The sequence below is a fragment of the Aureibacter tunicatorum genome, assembly GCF_036492635.1.
In the GTDB taxonomy this organism is placed as follows: domain Bacteria; phylum Bacteroidota; class Bacteroidia; order Cytophagales; family Cyclobacteriaceae; genus Aureibacter; species Aureibacter tunicatorum.
In genome coordinates this window covers 675,122-692,238 of record NZ_AP025305.1, presented here as the reverse complement: position 1 = coordinate 692,238, position 17,117 = coordinate 675,122, and the positions used below count along the sequence as shown (strand labels likewise).

Below are 17,117 nucleotides of genomic sequence, written 5' to 3'. Positions count from 1 at the left end.
TAAAAATATTACTTAACTTTTATTGTTGCACTGTATCATTTTTGTCTCCCAAGCCAAGCTCTTCCAATACATAATCTGTATAATCGTGAACTGGATTCGTATAGATCATCACCAGATCTCCCGACTTGTCAAACATTATTTGAATTTTATTTTTTTTCGAAACTTTCTCCACAGCCTCAAATACCAAATCTTGAACAGGCTTTATCAGCTCTTTTTTCTTTAAGAAGAATAATCCTTCAAAGCCAAATACTTTCTTATGGTACTCTTTCACCTCTTGCTCTTTCTCCTTGATGCCCTCTTGACGCTCTTTTTTCATTTCAGCAGTCAACAGAACTTCTTCAGCTTGCAGAGCATCATACATCCCTTCTATTTCTTTATACATTTGCTGTATTTCAGATTGCCAAGTAGCGGAAAGCGTATTCACCTCTTCTTGCGCTTTAGCATACTCAGGCATTTTGCTTAACACATATTCAGTATCCACATATCCAAACTTTTGAGCATTCGACACGACTGACACCCCGAATAGACAAAAGAAAATAATTAGAAGTTTTTTCATACTCTTTAAGTTAACGCAAGCAATGATAACTCTTGCCTTCACATTTTAGCACAATTTGCAAAAGTTTCTTCACTCATAAAAGAACTATTTAAATTGTTGACCAATTGTGAAGTGGAATTGAGAACCACTAGGCGATGTTCTACCCGGCAATGTATCAAATCCATAACCCCAATCGATTCCGATCAGACCAAATGCCGGCATGAATATTCTAGCTCCAAAACCTGCTGATTTATATAAATCAAACGTATTAAATTCTTTGATATTTGCCCAGTTGTTACCTCCCTCAAGAAATCCTAAGACATAAATCGTTGCTGTAGGACTCAACGAAAGAGGATATCTTAACTCAGCTCCAAACTTGACAAAGGATGTACCACCTTCTATATAGTTGCTTGGATCTTTAGGATCACTCTCTCTAGGCAATATACTCGCATCCTCATAACCTCTTAATGAAATAACATCGTAACCAATGATATAACTTTGTCCAGCAAGTCCACTACCACCCATTACAAACCTTTCAAAAGGTCCGATTGGCGTTGTAGCTTTATAATTACCTATAAATCCAAAGTGAGCTTTAGCTTCTAAAACTAAATTCCCTACAACTTTTTGATATTGTTTCAAGTCAAATAACACTTTATAAAATTCGACTTTATTATATCTATCTTCTGGATCTAAGCTTGCATAATCCTTGTCATTAAACAATGAATATGGCGGTGTCAAAGTCAAGCCAATAGTGAATTGGGAACCTGCTCTTGGATACATCGGCTGATCTATACTATTTCTTGACAACGCAATGTTATAAGAAAAATTGTTAGATATACCATTATTGAAACCAAGTCTATAATCGGCCACGAACTCATTAAGCACATATTGATAATATGATATGCTATGACTTAATGTAAAATAATCATCAGGCCACTTTATTCTCTTACCAAGTCCTACTGAAAAACCTTTCATAATTAATGATCCAGCATCATATCTCGCTGTTGTTGGATTATATCCTCTTTGAATAGAATACGTTCCACTTACTGAGAATGATTGAGGTTTCTTACCCCCTAACCAAGGCTCTTGGAAAGACATGGAATAACTTTGATACTGAACACCATTAGCCTGAGCTCTAACAGATAGTTTCTGTCCATCACCTGTAGGCAAAGGGTGCCAAGCCTCTTTATTCAATATATTTCTTAAAGAGAAGTTATTGAATGTTAAACCAAGGGTACCAATGAAACCAAAACTACCACCCCAACCACCTGACAATTCAATCTGATCAGAAGGTCTTTCAACAACGTCCCACTCTATTTCAACCGTATTGTCATTCATATTAGGATTGACATTCGGTGTAATTTGCTCAGGATCAAAATAGCCAAGCTGAGACAATTCTCTTTGAGTTCTAATAATCTGATTACGACTGAAAAGATCTCCAGGCCTTGTTCTCAACTCTCTGTATATAACATGATCATTGGTTCTATCATTTCCTCTAACGACAACGTTATTTATCGTAAACTGCTTCCCTTCATAGATTCTCATTTCCACATCAATGGAATCACCTTCAACTCTTACCTCTACAGGTTCAATTCTGGAAGCCAAATAACCATTATCCATATACAACCCGCTAATATCTTGGTCAGTCGGGTTAAACTGAAGCTTTTTATTGATCAACTCCAAGTCATAAACATCGCCTTTTTCTACACCGAGAACTCGATCCAGCTGCTCATCCGAGTATACAAAATTACCTACCCATTTGATATCTCTAAAGAAGTACTTGCGTCCTTCATAAATTTCAATATCAATGATAACATTTTCATTTTTATCCAAATAAACAGTATCCTTAACTATTGCTGCATCACGATATCCTTTATGGTTATAAAAAGCTATCAAAGCATCCTTGTCGTTTTCATACTCTTTCCCAACAAATTTAGATGCATTGAAAAAGTTCAGCTTAACATTATCGTTGATATACTTCTTGATCTGTTTCCAATCCGCTTCATAGCTTTCACTAAAGAAAGTCTTCAACTCTTTCGAGTTAATCGACAACAGCCCTCTTGCCATATCCTCAAAGATTCTCACGCGAACCTTTTCTTTGGTCTTCTTCATCTTACGCTTAAGCGTAGACTCGTCCAAATCCTCAACGCCAGAAAAATAAATTTCATTAATATGAACCTTATGACCTTTGTCAACCTTGACATTTACTTTAACGCCATTAGCAACCAGAGTATCCTTCTCTTGTGTTAAAACAACTTTTGTATTCAAAAATCCTTTATTGACAAAATACTTTTTGACAGCAAGTTCTGTATTCTTTTTGATAGCATCTGTCAAGACCCTTCCACGCACTAAACTAACATCTTCCTTCAACTCCTTTTGTTGAGACTTGGAAACACCTGTGATATTAATTCTCGTCAATCTAGGCCTCTCTGTTAATTCGATAACCAACCAAACCTTGCCGTCTTCAACTTTATCAACATTTATCGAAACATTACCAATAATACCATGCTTCCATAACTTCTTGATTGCAGAAGATATTTTTTCTCCTGGGAGCTTAATTCTATCGCCGACTTTCAAACCCGAAAGCGATATTAAGGCCGACTTGTTCAGAGTCTCTAAGCCCTTAACTTCGATATCAGCGATCTCATACTCTTTTGGATTCGAATAATCAATCTTATTTTGATCTGTTTGAGTATTGCCACTGCCTACGCCAAGCCTGTTTCGGTATCCAACTTGAGCAATAGAATCCAAACTAAAAATTATAAAAATGAAACAGATAATTAAATTTCTCATGAGGTGATGTTAATGTTGAAGCTGTTCGCTTGTTTTCCCAAATCTTCTCTCTCTACCTTGATAGTCTGCTATTGCGTCATACAAATGCTCAACAGTAAAATCCGGCCAAAGCACATCAGTAATATATATTTCTGAATAAGCTATTTGCCAAAGCAAAAAATTACTAATTCTCATTTCTCCGCTAGTGCGTATCATCAAATCAGGATCAGGCATGCCAGCAGTATACAACTGCTTTGATATAAATTCTTCATTTACCTGATCTGCATTTAATGTGCCTTTTTGAGCCATCTCGACCATTTTTTTCATCGCGACTGTGATCTCAGAACGACCACTATAACTCAATGCTAAATTCAATTGCAAACCTTTATTGTCCTTCGTTAGCTCCATTGATTGATTCAATTCAACTTGGCAAGTTTTAGGCAACTCGCTCATTTCACCAATCACTTTCAATTTGACTCCATTTTTATCCAGCTCTTTAATTTCCTTCTTCAAAGTGGAAACCAAAAGCGTCATTAATGCGTTAACTTCAGTTCTAGGCCTGTTCCAATTTTCAGTTGAAAAGGCGTAAAGCGTAAGATATTCAACTCCTAGCTTACCGCAGGCGTCAGTGATATTTTTCACTGTCTTAATAGCATGCTTATGGCCAAAAACTCGATCCATCATGCCTTGCTTTTTCGCCCATCGCCCATTGCCATCCATTATGATAGCGATATGCTTCGGTATCCTATCCTTATCTATACTTTTATTCATTACTTACTATAAGCGTATACTTCGAATTAACAAAAATGCTTTATTTTTTCAAGAATGAAAAATATAAGCCTTGTGAATAATCAATAAAAATTATGAGGACAAGGTATTCTATAAAAAGTATAGCTCAAAGAAATACCTGTGAAAAAATACCAATCATTGGTATTATCATTCCCCCCAGCATATGTTTTAGAGGTATTGTCTTCTATGCCGGAAACATTGTCAATCAAATCATCAAACGTTTTTCTGGCTCCAAACTCTATATTAATATCAAACTTCGGATTAATATTATATTTAAATCCTAAACCAAAAGGGATAACTGGCATAATCGGCTTGCTATAATCTCTAATCACTGTTTCTGTTCCCGTTCCATCAGCATTTAAGTCTTGCCACTCTGACTCTCCAGAATATCCCATCAGAGCGATTCCACCAAACAGATAAGGTGTCACTCTTATGAAGCTACCACCAGATCTATAATCAAAAAAATTGTATTCCATCAGTGCAGCAAACTCATATGCCATCAATGAAAACTTAGCGCTTCTTCGATTCGAATAAGAATCGTATTCTGGATCATCAGCTCCTTTAAGACCGCCAATCATTCCATTCAACCTAACACTAAATGCGTCTGTAAAATTCAATCGATACAACACGTTTACTCCAGGTCGAATTTCAGAGTAAGTGAATCGTTTCTGCAAATCACCAGTATAATTCAAAACTCCGGCTCCAATGCCAATTTCCTTGAATTGAGCAAAAGCAGTTTGCGTCCCTATAAAAAGCGATAATGCCGCCACCAAAACAAAAACTTTCTGATGAAACGACACGCAATAATTTCCTATTTTATCCTTCAAATTAAGCCTTTAATTAAAATTACACACTATCTAACCCTGTTATACTAAGTAATATGCAACATATTCAGCATATTCGCAAAAATTATCTAAATCTATTCTTTTTTTTAAGAATTCTTAACAAAATTAAACTATATCAAGACACTGTATTAATTCCTAGCATCAAGCCCCCAATGAAGCTTATGCCTTAATGTATCGATGAAACTATAATTTTCAACTTTTACTAGATTTGCGGAAAAACGCTCTTTACGAATGGTTATCTTCGCTTCTTTTGAAACCACTCTGGATCTAGAATCTAAAGAAACCAAAAAATGCGATGATCTTGATTCGACAGTAAGATCTATAACACTATCATCAGGAACTAATAAAGGGCGAACATTTAAATTATGAGGACTCACAGGAGTCAAGACAAAACTCTTAGAATGAGGCATCAACACCGGCCCCCCACAACTCAAAGAATACCCTGTAGAACCTGTGGGTGTGGAAATTATAAGCCCATCTGCCCAGTAAGCATTCAAATACTCTCCGTTTAAGTAAGCGTGAACAGTAATCATTGAAGATGTGTCAGTCTTAAAAACTGCAAATTCATTCATCCCAAAATTCAAGCCTTCAAAAACATCGATTTTTTGATCCGACTCATATCTTATCAAAGCTCTTTTTTCAGTCGGGAAAGCACCTTGTTCGTTCAAAACACTTGTAAAATTCTCTTGAAAATTACTAAATGTTGAATTCGCTAAGAATCCCAATCTTCCCGCATTTACTCCTAATATAGGTGTTTCATCATTGCCTACATAAGTAATTGTATCCAATAAAGTACCATCACCTCCCAAGCTAAGAAATAAATCTATTCCTTGGGGTTTGCTTGCCAATCCGAATACTTGAGAAAATATAGACTCCCCTACTAAAGGCTTGATTTTTTCAAACAAGTTGCGTGTTGCCAGCAACTCGAAATTTCCTGATTTCAAAAATTGAATCAATTTTGCAACTAGAGGCAAAGTAGACTCTTTGAACTCTCGCCCATGCAATGCTATCCTCATCACTTGAAAACATTTTAAATTTAAAAAACTTGATTATTCCTAATCATTTGATTGGATTGAAAATTATTGTCATCTAAGGCATGACAAGATTACATTTCAGATTTTAATTATTATTACGGGAATGCACACTACAAGACCTCCAACCAAATACCAAGGCTCATTGAGTGTAAAGTAGAGAATATGATTTTATATAAAAAAATAAACAATGCAAAATTTCGCAGTTGAATCACAATAAAATATAAAATTTTGAAAAATATTATTTTACTGTATTAGAATTTAAAAGAACTCGCATTCTTTAACTAAATATCCAAGTATTTTAAAAATAAACCTAGCCTTTCCTTATCAGCACTTACATGCTTTCGTTCATCGAATTTAGCAATAATTTGGTACTCAAATCTTTCCAAAGTAGCAATCACATGCCTTAAATCCGATATGTTCAATTTCATGGTAACTGTCATCATGTGAGGATCAATATCGTCGTCTTTAGTATACAAGCTCAATATTTTAGCCTCATTTGACTCCACCAATCTACTGATTTCAGCGAGAGAGTAATCAATTTTCTTCAAGGACAATATAATCACCCCTCCTGTCGCTTTGAATGCTGAAGACCCTGTCAAGCTCCTTACAGCATCCTCCAAGGTGACTACCCCTTGATATTGCTCTTCATCATCCAGCACAGCAACTAAAGGCAAATCAAACTCCGTAGTTTTTCGAATAACCTCATAAACGTGTTGATCGCCTTTTACTCTGCAGCCCTCTCCGCTCAAGCGGTAATGATGTATTTCGTCACTAATGACATTGCTTTCCAAAATAGTATCCTCGGAAAGAAACCCCACGAAATTTCGCCCATCGATAACCGGCAACTGATTAACCCTCATTTCTTCCATCCATAAAATCGCACTTTGGGTATGGTCGTTAGGTTTTAAAGGCGGAATCGAGTAGTTGATCAGTTCTTCTGCTATCATGAGCTTATATTGTATTGGTTAAAAATTCATCCAAATAATCATTAAAGGCTTCGGGTTGCTCCATCATTGGCGCATGACAACATTTGTCAATAAACCTCAAAGTGCTATTCGGCAACAATCGATCAAATTCGTAAGCTACCGCTGGCGGGGTAATTGTGTCATTCAATCCCCATATTAACAACGTTGGTATCTTTATGTTTGGCAAATCTCCAGCCAGATTATTTCTCTGAGCCGACTTTGCTATCGCGACAATATTCATACACTTAGGAATGCTCTTAGTGATTTTGAACACTTCGTCAACGTACTCTTTTGTCGCAGTCTTAGGATCATAAAATGTATACTCAACTCTCTCCTTGATATACTCATAACTACCGCGCTTAGGATAAGATCCTCCCATGCTATTTTCAAACAAACCAGAGCTTCCCGTCAATGCCATTGCCTTGACTTTATCAGGATGCTTCAACGTGTACATTAACGCCACATGACCGCCCAAAGAGTTTCCTATCAAAGTAAATTGCCCCAAGCCTTTTTCCTCAACAAAATTCTCAACGAACTTAACCAATTCCTTCAAGCCGGCTTTACGCATAGGCATATCATAAATCGGCATAAATGGAATAATCACTTTATATTTTTTGGAAAACCTTTCAAGAACGCTTTCCCAGTTGCTCAATGCTCCGAACAGCCCATGCAAAAGCACTAGTACCTCGCCTTCACCTTCCTCAATATATTTATATTTCCCTGCTGTTTTAACTTCAATTTCCATAGTTCATCTAACATTAAGCGTGCAAAATAATGATTTTTTGGAAAAACTATCAATGATCGCTGTTATTATACTGTATCCAATTATGTAATATTTTGAGACCGTTTTCAGTTAAAATTGCTTCAGGATGAAACTGAACTCCTTCCAATGGCAATTCAACATGCCTCAACCCCATAATTTCCCCAGTATCTACCAACGCTGTCTTTTCCAACATATCAGGCAGATTATCAACGACTAACGAATGATATCTCACAACATCAAACTGCTCAGGCAAACCTTTAAACACTCCAATTTGAAAATTTTTCACATTAGACACTTTGCCATGCATTGGGCGTAATGCTTTTTTAATATTTCCACCAAAATAAGATGCCAAAGCTTGATGCCCTAAGCAAATTCCCAACATTGGGTACTTTAAATGATAAGCATCGATCACTTTCATAAGATTGCCGGCGTCTTCGGGTTTCCCCGGCCCTGGCGACAACACTATTTTATCAAAGTCCAACTTATCTAGTTCTTCCAAAGAAACGTCATTCCTTCTCACCAAGCATTTTTCGCCTAATCTAGCGAAATAATCGACAAGGTTGTAAGTGAATGAATCAAAATTATCAACCAACAGAATCACCTTCCCTCTATATTTTTCATTCGTTCTTTCAACTCCTCAATAACTTTTTCGGACTTTGGCAACAAGTCCGTGCTCTTCTCAAACAATGAAGGCACAATTTTTTGAATGGGCCCATACAACAGAGACTTCCCCACGATCTCTTTGGGCAACTTAATATCTATAAAGTTAAGCACCCAAATAAACAAGCTTAAGCCCAACAGCCACTTAAGGAAACCTAACACAGCTCCCATAAATCTATCTGCACTGCCTATCAAGCTCACTGAAAGCGAAGCCTTCAAGGCTTTTGCTGCCAAAATACCTACCCAAATAATGCCAATCAAAACGACAAAAAAAAGCGCATAAGAAACGTACCTTTCATCAGGCAGGTTCACATACTGCTCAATATATTTGCCAAAAGCTCCTGAGAACCTATACGCTCCCCAAAAACCAATAATCACAACTGCCAAAGAAAAGGCCTCGATCAAAAGACCTTTTTTAAATCCTCTAAAAGCGCCAAACAATATTATGCCCAGCAAAATCAAGTCAATAATCTCCAATTGCTCGCTTATTTCGCCAACAATTCTTTAACTATCGATGAAACCTGCTTACCATCAGCTCTTCCTGCAAACTTCTTAGTAGCAACTCCCATTACCTTACCCATATCCTTAGGTCCTTCTGCTCCAACTTCAGAAATAATCTCGTTTATTCCTTCTCTCAACTCGTCTTCTGTAAGCGGTTGTGGCAAAAATTTGCTAATCACAGCCAATTCTTCTTTTTCCTTTTCAGCAAGATCATCCCTTCCTTCCTTCTCAAACACATCAATTGAATCTTTTCTCTGCTTAGCCGCTTTAGTCAAAAGCTTGAGCTCCTGCTCTTCTGTAAGCGCCTCAGCCGCACCGCCTTCTGTTTCAGCAAGCATGATCATAGATTTTATAGCCCTTAAAGCTCTAAGTTCCTCTTTTTGTTTATTTTTCATTGCTGTTTTGATCTCAGCATTAACCTTATCTTTTAGGCTCATTTTCCGTATCTTTTTTTATTGGACAATATGCTTTAATTTGCATACAAATTTATAAAAACCAAAGTGTAAATGACGAAATTAAGCGTAAATATCAACAAAATCGCCACTTTGAGAAATTCAAGGGGAGAAGGCAAGCCCAGCGTGGTAAAAGCAGCCATTGATTCGGAAAGATTTGGAGCTCAAGGAATCACTGTTCATCCAAGGCCCGACGAAAGGCATATCACAAAGCAAGATGTTTATGACCTCACTGAAGTTGTCACTACAGAATTCAACATAGAAGGCTACCCTGACCAACGCTTCATGGATATTGTAAAAGATGTCAAACCGGCTCAAGCTACGCTAGTGCCTGACGCACCGGATGCCATTACATCAAATGCGGGATGGGATACTGTAAAGCATGAAACTTATTTAAAAGAAATAGTTGAAAAACTAAAATCATTTGGCACAAGAGTTTCAATTTTCGTAGACCCTGACCCAATTATGGTGGAAGGCGCATATAAAATAGGAGCTGACAGGATCGAACTTTATACCGAGCCATATGCCAAAAATTACTCCGAAGATAAAGATGCTGCGGTCAAGCCATATATCTTCGCTGCAAATAAAGCAAAAGAATTAGGTCTTGGCATAAACGCTGGTCATGACTTGGATTTAGAAAACCTTAGATTCTTAAAGCAATCTTTACCTCAACTTGATGAAGTTTCCATTGGACATGCCCTTATTTCCGATGCCATTTATCTTGGACTTGACAATACAATAAATTTATATCTGCAACAGCTAAGAGAGGAAGATTAATAAATGAAATTATTCTTTAGAGAAATAAGCAGCGAAGGCCAACCATTGATCATTATCCATGGCCTTTTTGGATTTTCAGATAATTGGGTAACCTTCGCAAAGCAGCTCACTGACAATTACAGAGTTCTTCTAATAGATCAAAGAAACCATGGCAACTCCCCTCATTCAGATATCTGGGATTACGAGGCTATGGCTGAAGACCTAAGAGAATTTATAGAAGACCTTCAACTAGAGAACCCCATAATCATGGGACATTCTATGGGAGGAAAAGCAGCCATGGAATTCGCCATTCGCTATCCTTCAATGCTTGAAAAGCTTATTGTTGTAGATATAGCCCCAAAATCGTATCCGCTTCATCATCAAAAGATCATCGCTGGGCTAGAATCTCTTGATTTGAAAAATATAAAATCAAGGCAAGAAGCTGACAAACAACTGGAAAAATTCATACCTGAATTCGGAACGAGGTTATTTCTAATGAAAAACCTCGCCCGAGACAAAGAAGGCAACTTCAAGTTAAAAATGAATCTGCCAGTCATTAGTCAGAACATTGCGAATGTTGTTGCTTCTATCAGCGAAGGAGCCCACTTTATGAAGCCAACCTTATTTATCCGAGGCGATCAATCCGACTATATTCTTGACAGCGACTTTGACTTGATTGAAGATATTTTCTCTGATGTGGAAATAGAAACTGTTGAGAATGCTGGACATTGGATACATGCGGACAAACCTCAAGAACTCCTTAACATTGTAAAAGATTTCATTGACTAAAAAATATAAAATGGCTGGTAAAGTATATCTTATTCCAAATGTTATCGCTGATGACACAGTTAATGAAGTTATATCGCCTCAAGTGAGAGATGTCGCTTCTCAAATAGACTATTTTCTCGTTGAGAACATTAGAACTGCTCGAAGATATTTAAGCTCCCTTAAAATAGGCAAGCCTATAGAGAGCCTTCACTTCGAAGTTGTTGACAAAAAAACTTCCGACCATGAAATTGAAACATTATTTCAACCTGTATTATCTAAAGGAATTAATATTGGAGTAATCTCTGAATCAGGATGCCCTGGAGTTGCTGATCCTGGGGCTAAAATTGTTGCTTTGGCACATAAAAAAAATTGCGATGTCATTCCTTTAGTCGGTCCCTCTTCGCTTCTTTTAGCATTGATGGCCTCTGGTTTCAATGGGCAATCATTCGCATTTCAAGGCTATGTTTCCATCAAAACAAAAGAGAGGCAAGCAGATCTTAAAAAACTGGAAAACTTATCCAAGAACAATCGCCAAACTCAAATTTTCATAGAAACACCTTATAGAAATGACGGACTGCTTAAAGATATACTTAAAGCCTGCAGTCCTGACACAAAATTATGCATTGCCAAAGACGTATCCGGGAAGAACCAATTCTTAAAAACTGCGACAATTAAAGAGTGGAGAAAACAAGTGCCCGTATTAGGTAAATTTCCAACTGTTTTTCTAATTGACGCCTAATTGTCAGGTACATTTTTTTCCACGTATAAATATTTTAATTGAAATATTTATACCTTTGGCACTTGCTTGGCCTAGTTTCTATTGAATCAATAGAACATCAAAAAAGAAACATATAAAATACTGATGGGTGTTTTTTCAAACTATTGATTTGTTTTGGTTCCCGTTAGAATAAAAACCTAAAAAATTATGTCATATTTCTTTACATCGGAGTCTGTATCAGAAGGACATCCGGACAAAATTGCCGATCAAATTTCGGACGCGCTACTTGACAATTTCCTAGCATCAGACCCGAACTCAAAAGTTGCTTGTGAAACTCTTGTAACTACTGGACTAACTGTTTTGAGTGGCGAAGTTAAAACCGAAGCTTACGTTGACGTTCAAAACGTAGCAAGAAAAGTGATTAAGAAGATCGGTTACACTAAGTCTGAGTATCAATTTGATGCTGATTCTTGCGGGGTTATTTCTGCTATTCATGAGCAATCTCCTGATATCAACCAAGGAGTTGAACGAGACTCAGAAGAGGAACAAGGAGCAGGGGACCAAGGAATGATGTTTGGCTACGCTACCAACGAAACGGAGAATTACATGCCATTGGCATTATACCTTTCTCATTTGTTGTTGGAAGAGCTAGCTAAGTTAAGAAGAGAAAATGATGAAATCAAATATTTGCGTCCTGACGCAAAAGCTCAAGTAACTGTTCAGTACAGCGACTCGCACCAGCCAGAAAGAATCGAGGCAATTGTTATCTCAACTCAACATGATGATTTTGACGAGCAGGATCACATCATGCTTGATAAAATTTCCGAAGACATGAAGGGAATATTGATTCCTAGAGTCAAAAATCTTCTACCTGAATCGATTCAAGAACTATTTGATGCTGATATCAAATACCATATCAACCCAACTGGCAAATTCGTAATTGGCGGTCCTCATGGAGATACTGGTCTAACAGGCCGTAAAATCATTGTTGACACTTATGGTGGTAAAGGAGCTCACGGAGGCGGTGCTTTTTCAGGCAAAGACCCATCAAAAGTAGACAGGTCGGCAGCTTATGCGACAAGACATATAGCGAAAAACCTTGTAGCAGCAGGAATATGCGAAGAAGTGCTAGTACAAGTATCTTACGCAATTGGATTGGCTGATCCTGTAGGGTTCTATGTAAATACTTATGGCACTTCCAAAGTAGACATCACGGATGGCGAGATTGCTCAAACTATCGGAAAAATATTCGATATGAGACCTTCGGCAATCATTAAAAGATTGAAACTTAAAGAGCCTATATACTCTGAAACCGCTGCCTATGGCCACATGGGAAGAGAATCAGAAGTTAAAAAGGTTAGCTTCAAGTCTACTTCAGGCCAACTGATAGAAAAAGAAGTGGAAACATTCACTTGGGAAAAACTTGATTTTGTAGATCAGATCAAAGACGCTTTCAACATTGAAGTTGAGATCAAACAACTATAAAGAAAAAGCTCCTTGCTTAAAGCGAGGAGCTTTTTTATGTTTTAAATAGTGTGTTCAAATTCATTATCTTAATTTTTCAAATTCGTCATTGACTATTTCTCCTTCGGGTCCGACAAACATCAAGCTGCCCATAGCTAATTTCACATCAAAAATAATCGCATTTGACGGATCCTCCATATACGCCGCATTGGCATAAGACTTAGTGCCAACACTCTCCATATTAACTTCTTTAGCATTATTCACGACTCTGCAAAGCGGGCTAGTGCTGTACTTAACCAATATAGGAATATCTTCAGAAGGCAACTTCACAATCATTTTTCCAGCGCCAACGCTTGCGCTCACAGCCGTCCCTCCCTCATTCCAATTGTCATGAGAGAAATCCAAAAACAAGCTTCCAAAGCTTACTTTAGTGATTATATTCTTGGCTTTAGTGTATGACAGCTTGTCAATATAAACGGCTCCCATATCGACATTCACCATAAAGGTGTCCATTGGAAAGGTATTCGCTATTGAATCCTCATAACTTATGAACAAATCAGCACCTCCTGATCTCACATAAAAGTTCTGAACATCTAAATGAGACAAATCAAAAGTCGCATCACCAATCGCATACTCAACTTTCAAATCCAAAGGAACATTTCTAGGCAAACTCACCTCAACTTCATCTCTTTCCACCTCGCTATCGAAACTAAACAGCTTACGAGTGATCGTCTTCGTAATCGAATGCTCATGATGATTATTTAAATCCAAATCAACATTATGCACTTTTTTCTCGGCTTCCAATGAAGACGCTAAGATCATTTTATCATAAAGGGCTTGGTTATCTGAAAATATCGCCACAGAATCATTGCTATGAACAGCAGCCGCTTTCAGCTTGCAATTCACAGATGCTGCTCTAAAAGTGAAAGACAAGCTTTCCCCTTGAGCATCCAACGGCAATCTCAACCCTTCATCTTTCGCATTATTTTCCCCATTACCTGCCATCGAAAATACGAAAGCGATAATAAACGTCATAACTTCACACATGCTGCTTGTAACGAACAGTTTTACAAAAGGTTACATAAAACAAAAGCGACATACAATGTCGCTTTAAAATTTCATATTTCTATCAAGAAGTTTGACTAGAAAAACTCTTTCATTCTCTCGAAAAAGCCTTTTTCAGATTTCCCTGGATTAGGCTCGAAGTTTTTAGATTTCTTCAGCTTCTCCATCATCTCCTTCTCTTCCTTATTCAATTCTTTTGGAGTCCAAATGTTCACATGCACAAGCTGATCACCTCTTCCATAGCCATTGATATCAGGAATTCCCTTTCCTCTCAATCTCAAGACTTTGCCGCTTTGCGTACCAGAATCTATTTTAATTCTGACTTTGCCATCGATCGTTGGAATCTCAACAGAAGTTCCTAAAGCAGCGTCAGCAAAGTTGACATACAAATCGTAAATCACATTGTTGCCATCTCTCTTCAACACCTCATGCTCAATCTCTTCTATCACGATAAGCAAATCTCCAGGGATGCCACCTCTTTCAGGATAATTTCCTTTGCCAGACATGGAAAGTTGCATGTTATCACTTACCCCTGCAGGTATCTTGATATTGATAACTTCTTCCTTCAGCTCAACGCCTCTGCCATGACAAGTATCGCAAGGTTCTTTGATTTCTTTTCCAGAACCATGACAAGAAGGACAAACAGAAGTCGACGCCATCTGCCCAAGCATTGTATTCACCACTTTTCTTACTTGGCCTGAACCTCCGCAAGTAGCGCATGACTTGATCTCAGTACCATTCTTAGCTCCATTGCCTCCACATGAAGAACATTCAACGTTTCGCTTAACCTTGATTTTCTTTTCAGCTCCAGCCGCAACTTCTTCCAATGTCAACTTTAGCTTGATACGAAGATTCGACCCTTTGTTTTGTCTTGGCCTGCGACCTCCGCCGCCACCGCCAAAGAAACTTTCAAAAGGACTTCCACCTCCAAAAATATCGCCGAACTGAGAAAAAATATCCTCCATGTTCATTCCACCGCCACCAGCGGCTCCTCCCATGCCAGCATGGCCAAATTGATCGTAGCGTTGCTTTTTCTCAGCATTACTCAACACTTCGTAAGCCTCAGCCGCTTCCTTAAATTTATCCTCAGCTTCTGGATTGTCCGGGTTTTTGTCCGGGTGATATTTTATAGCTAGTTTTCTGTAAGCTTTCTTTATCTCGTCAGCTGTTGCCGATTTCGACAAGCCTAATACTTCGTAATAATCTCTTTTTGTTGACATAGTAGTATTTTCAAATTTCGGACTTAAAAATAATTAAGCTCCGACAACAACTTTGGCGTATCTAACCACCTTGTCGTTCAACTTATAACCTTTTTCGACACAGTCGACAATTTTACCTTTCAATTCTGGAGTAGGCGCTGGGATCTGAGTTATTGCTTCCATAATCTCAGTATCAAAATCATCTCCGGCATTCACCTCGATTTCCACAAGACCTTCCCTGTTCAACACGCCTTTGATTTTATTCAAAATCAATGTAGTGCCTTCAATCACTGTCTTTGAATCAATTTCCGACTCTTTCTCAGCATATGAATTTTCAGCTCTTTCAAAGTCATCAATCACAGGCAACAAAGACTTAAGAACCTTCTCACTCGCGCTATTGATCAAATCAACTTTTTCCTTAGCTGTTCTTCTTCTAAAATTCTCAAACTCGGAAAACAATCTCAAATACTTATCCTTCGCTTCATCCAAGTCTTTTTTCAACTGCTCCACAAGATCCTCTTCCTTTTTCAACTCTTCTTTTTCAATAATTTGAGGCTCTTCTGTTACAGTATTTTCCTGTTGAGTTTCATTTTGATTCTCAACCGTTTCTTTATTTTCTTCTTGTTCTTTTTTATTATTATCGCTCATCTTTCGATCTTTTTTCAAACGTTACCAACAATGCTGCTCAATATTTCTGCCAAGGCCTAAAAATGTGACAATATGACACCAAATTCAGTTTCTTTGCATAAAGCTTGACAAAATGGCAAGAAAACAGTTCTATGCGTTGATAATCTGCCACAATCTATCCTTCAGTTCTTGAAGGCCTTGCTGGGCTACGGAAGATATAAAAATCGCTTCCACATCATCAGGCAGTTCTTCTTTAAATTCCTCAAGCATCTGCTCATCAAGCATATCGGATTTCGAAATCGCCAACAACCTCCTCTTATCAAGGAGCTCCGGATTATAACGTCTCAACTCATCAAGCAAGATATTATACTCCCTTTTTGGATCTTCCGTATCAGCCGGTACCAAAAACAACAATACTGAGTTACGTTCAATATGTCTTAAGAACCTTGTTCCTAATCCTTTGCCTTCAGCAGCGCCTTCTATAATCCCAGGAATATCAGCAACAACAAAAGACTTGAAATCCCTATATTTTACTACTCCAAGATTAGGTACAATTGTCGTAAATGGATAATCGGCAATTTCAGGTTTCGCAGCCGAGATCACTGAAAGAAGCGTTGACTTTCCTGCATTTGGAAAACCTACCAAACCAACATCCGCGAGAAGCTTAAGCTCAAAAACGACCCATTCCTCCAAGCCTTCTCCGCCTTCTTGAGCATATCTAGGAGTCTGGTTTGTTGCAGTTTTGAAATGGTCATTCCCCCAACCACCTCTACCTCCTGGTGTCAAGATTTGCTCTTCTCCGTCTTCAGTAATTTCTACTTTCACTTCACCTGTCTCGGCATCCTTAACGATAGTGCCTAAAGGAACTTCCAGAATCACATCTTCTCCATCAGCGCCAAACCTTTTTCCACCTTCACCATGGCCTCCATTACCGGCAATCACATGCTTTCGGTATCTCAAGTGAAGCAAAGTCCACAACTGACTATTACCTCTAACGATAATATGGCCTCCTCGACCTCCATCGCCACCATCAGGCCCTCCTTTGGGCACATGTTTCTCCCTTCTAAAATGTACGGAGCCATTTCCTCCCGAGCCTGACCTAGAGCAAAGTCTCACATGGTCAATAAAGTTCATTCCAGCCATATTGATTATCTATATTATTCATTATCATTCCCCCAAATTGCCATCTTCATTCTTAATATTT

18 protein-coding genes are annotated in these 17,117 nt (G+C 38.0%); 4 read left to right on the top strand and 14 right to left on the bottom strand.

Going from position 1 to position 17,117, the window contains the following annotated elements; genetic code table 11:
- Nucleotides 1-19: 19 nt before the first annotated feature.
- The 10 genes from AABK36_RS02985 to AABK36_RS02940 all read right to left on the bottom strand — a co-directional run bounded on the left by AABK36_RS02985 (nucleotide 20) and on the right by AABK36_RS02940 (nucleotide 9,301).
- Entirely contained in the window at nucleotides 20-556 is a 537-nt protein-coding gene (locus AABK36_RS02985) for an OmpH/Skp family outer membrane protein (RefSeq protein WP_309937542.1), read from the bottom strand.
- 84 nt (nucleotides 557-640) lie between these two features.
- Nucleotides 641-3,328: a BamA/OMP85 family outer membrane protein gene (locus AABK36_RS02980; RefSeq protein WP_309937541.1), complete on the bottom strand. Its 2,688-nt coding sequence runs from the start codon at nucleotides 3,326-3,328 to the stop codon at nucleotides 641-643.
- Between the two features lie 9 nt (nucleotides 3,329-3,337).
- The gene (locus AABK36_RS02975; protein WP_309937540.1) at nucleotides 3,338-4,078 is read right to left on the bottom strand and encodes an isoprenyl transferase; all 741 of its coding nucleotides are present in this window, start codon (nucleotides 4,076-4,078) and stop codon (nucleotides 3,338-3,340) included.
- A gap of 80 nt (nucleotides 4,079-4,158) precedes the next feature.
- Nucleotides 4,159-4,923, bottom strand: a complete 765-nt coding sequence (gene porG / locus AABK36_RS02970; protein WP_309937539.1) for a type IX secretion system protein PorG — start codon at nucleotides 4,921-4,923, stop codon at nucleotides 4,159-4,161.
- Nucleotides 4,924-5,069: 146 nt separating this feature from the next.
- A complete protein-coding gene (locus AABK36_RS02965) occupies nucleotides 5,070-5,957 on the bottom strand; it encodes an NAD kinase (RefSeq protein WP_309937934.1) in 888 nt (295 codons plus the stop codon).
- A gap of 299 nt (nucleotides 5,958-6,256) precedes the next feature.
- Entirely contained in the window at nucleotides 6,257-6,922 is a 666-nt protein-coding gene (locus AABK36_RS02960) for a CBS domain-containing protein (protein ID WP_309937538.1), read from the bottom strand.
- Between the two features lie 4 nt (nucleotides 6,923-6,926).
- Nucleotides 6,927-7,685 (bottom strand): alpha/beta fold hydrolase, encoded by a 759-nt coding sequence (locus AABK36_RS02955; protein WP_309937537.1) that lies wholly within the window; start codon nucleotides 7,683-7,685, stop codon nucleotides 6,927-6,929.
- 49 nt (nucleotides 7,686-7,734) lie between these two features.
- Nucleotides 7,735-8,304: an anthranilate synthase component II gene (locus tag AABK36_RS02950; protein ID WP_309937536.1), complete on the bottom strand. Its 570-nt coding sequence runs from the start codon at nucleotides 8,302-8,304 to the stop codon at nucleotides 7,735-7,737.
- Nucleotides 8,301-8,840, bottom strand: coding sequence for a CvpA family protein (locus tag AABK36_RS02945; RefSeq protein ID WP_309937535.1), 540 nt, complete (start codon nucleotides 8,838-8,840; stop codon nucleotides 8,301-8,303). The genes AABK36_RS02950 and AABK36_RS02945 overlap by 4 nt, the downstream gene beginning before the upstream one ends.
- An 8-nt stretch (nucleotides 8,841-8,848) precedes the next feature.
- On the bottom strand, nucleotides 8,849-9,301 hold the full coding sequence (locus tag AABK36_RS02940) for a GatB/YqeY domain-containing protein (RefSeq protein ID WP_309937534.1): 453 nt from the start codon (nucleotides 9,299-9,301) through the stop codon (nucleotides 8,849-8,851).
- Between the two features lie 69 nt (nucleotides 9,302-9,370).
- Here AABK36_RS02940 and AABK36_RS02935 point away from each other — a divergent pair, with 69 nt between their 5' ends.
- From AABK36_RS02935 to metK, 4 genes are all read left to right on the top strand, one after another.
- The gene (locus AABK36_RS02935) at nucleotides 9,371-10,093 is read left to right on the top strand and encodes a pyridoxine 5'-phosphate synthase (RefSeq protein ID WP_309937533.1); all 723 of its coding nucleotides are present in this window, start codon (nucleotides 9,371-9,373) and stop codon (nucleotides 10,091-10,093) included.
- A gap of 3 nt (nucleotides 10,094-10,096) precedes the next feature.
- A complete protein-coding gene (locus AABK36_RS02930) occupies nucleotides 10,097-10,861 on the top strand; it encodes an alpha/beta fold hydrolase (protein WP_309937532.1) in 765 nt (254 codons plus the stop codon).
- Nucleotides 10,862-10,871: 10 nt separating this feature from the next.
- Nucleotides 10,872-11,579, top strand: a complete 708-nt coding sequence (locus AABK36_RS02925) for an SAM-dependent methyltransferase (protein WP_309937531.1) — start codon at nucleotides 10,872-10,874, stop codon at nucleotides 11,577-11,579.
- A 186-nt stretch (nucleotides 11,580-11,765) separates the two neighbouring features.
- Complete coding sequence (gene metK, locus AABK36_RS02920) at nucleotides 11,766-13,043, top strand: methionine adenosyltransferase (protein ID WP_309937530.1); 1,278 nt, start codon at nucleotides 11,766-11,768, stop codon at nucleotides 13,041-13,043.
- A 63-nt stretch (nucleotides 13,044-13,106) separates the two neighbouring features.
- On the opposite strand, the gene AABK36_RS02915 is transcribed toward metK, so the two are convergent.
- The 4 genes from AABK36_RS02915 to obgE form a co-directional block, all read right to left on the bottom strand.
- Nucleotides 13,107-14,057, bottom strand: a complete 951-nt coding sequence (locus AABK36_RS02915) for a hypothetical protein (RefSeq protein ID WP_309937529.1) — start codon at nucleotides 14,055-14,057, stop codon at nucleotides 13,107-13,109.
- A gap of 107 nt (nucleotides 14,058-14,164) precedes the next feature.
- Nucleotides 14,165-15,307 carry a molecular chaperone DnaJ gene (gene dnaJ / locus AABK36_RS02910; RefSeq protein WP_309937528.1) on the bottom strand — a complete coding sequence of 381 codons (1,143 nt, stop codon included), beginning with the start codon at nucleotides 15,305-15,307 and terminating at the stop codon, nucleotides 14,165-14,167.
- A gap of 33 nt (nucleotides 15,308-15,340) precedes the next feature.
- Nucleotides 15,341-15,934, bottom strand: a complete 594-nt coding sequence (locus AABK36_RS02905; protein WP_309937527.1) for a nucleotide exchange factor GrpE — start codon at nucleotides 15,932-15,934, stop codon at nucleotides 15,341-15,343.
- Nucleotides 15,935-16,063: 129 nt separating this feature from the next.
- Nucleotides 16,064-17,056, bottom strand: coding sequence for a GTPase ObgE (gene obgE, locus AABK36_RS02900; RefSeq protein WP_309937526.1), 993 nt, complete (start codon nucleotides 17,054-17,056; stop codon nucleotides 16,064-16,066).
- Between the last annotated feature and the right edge of the window lie 61 nt (nucleotides 17,057-17,117).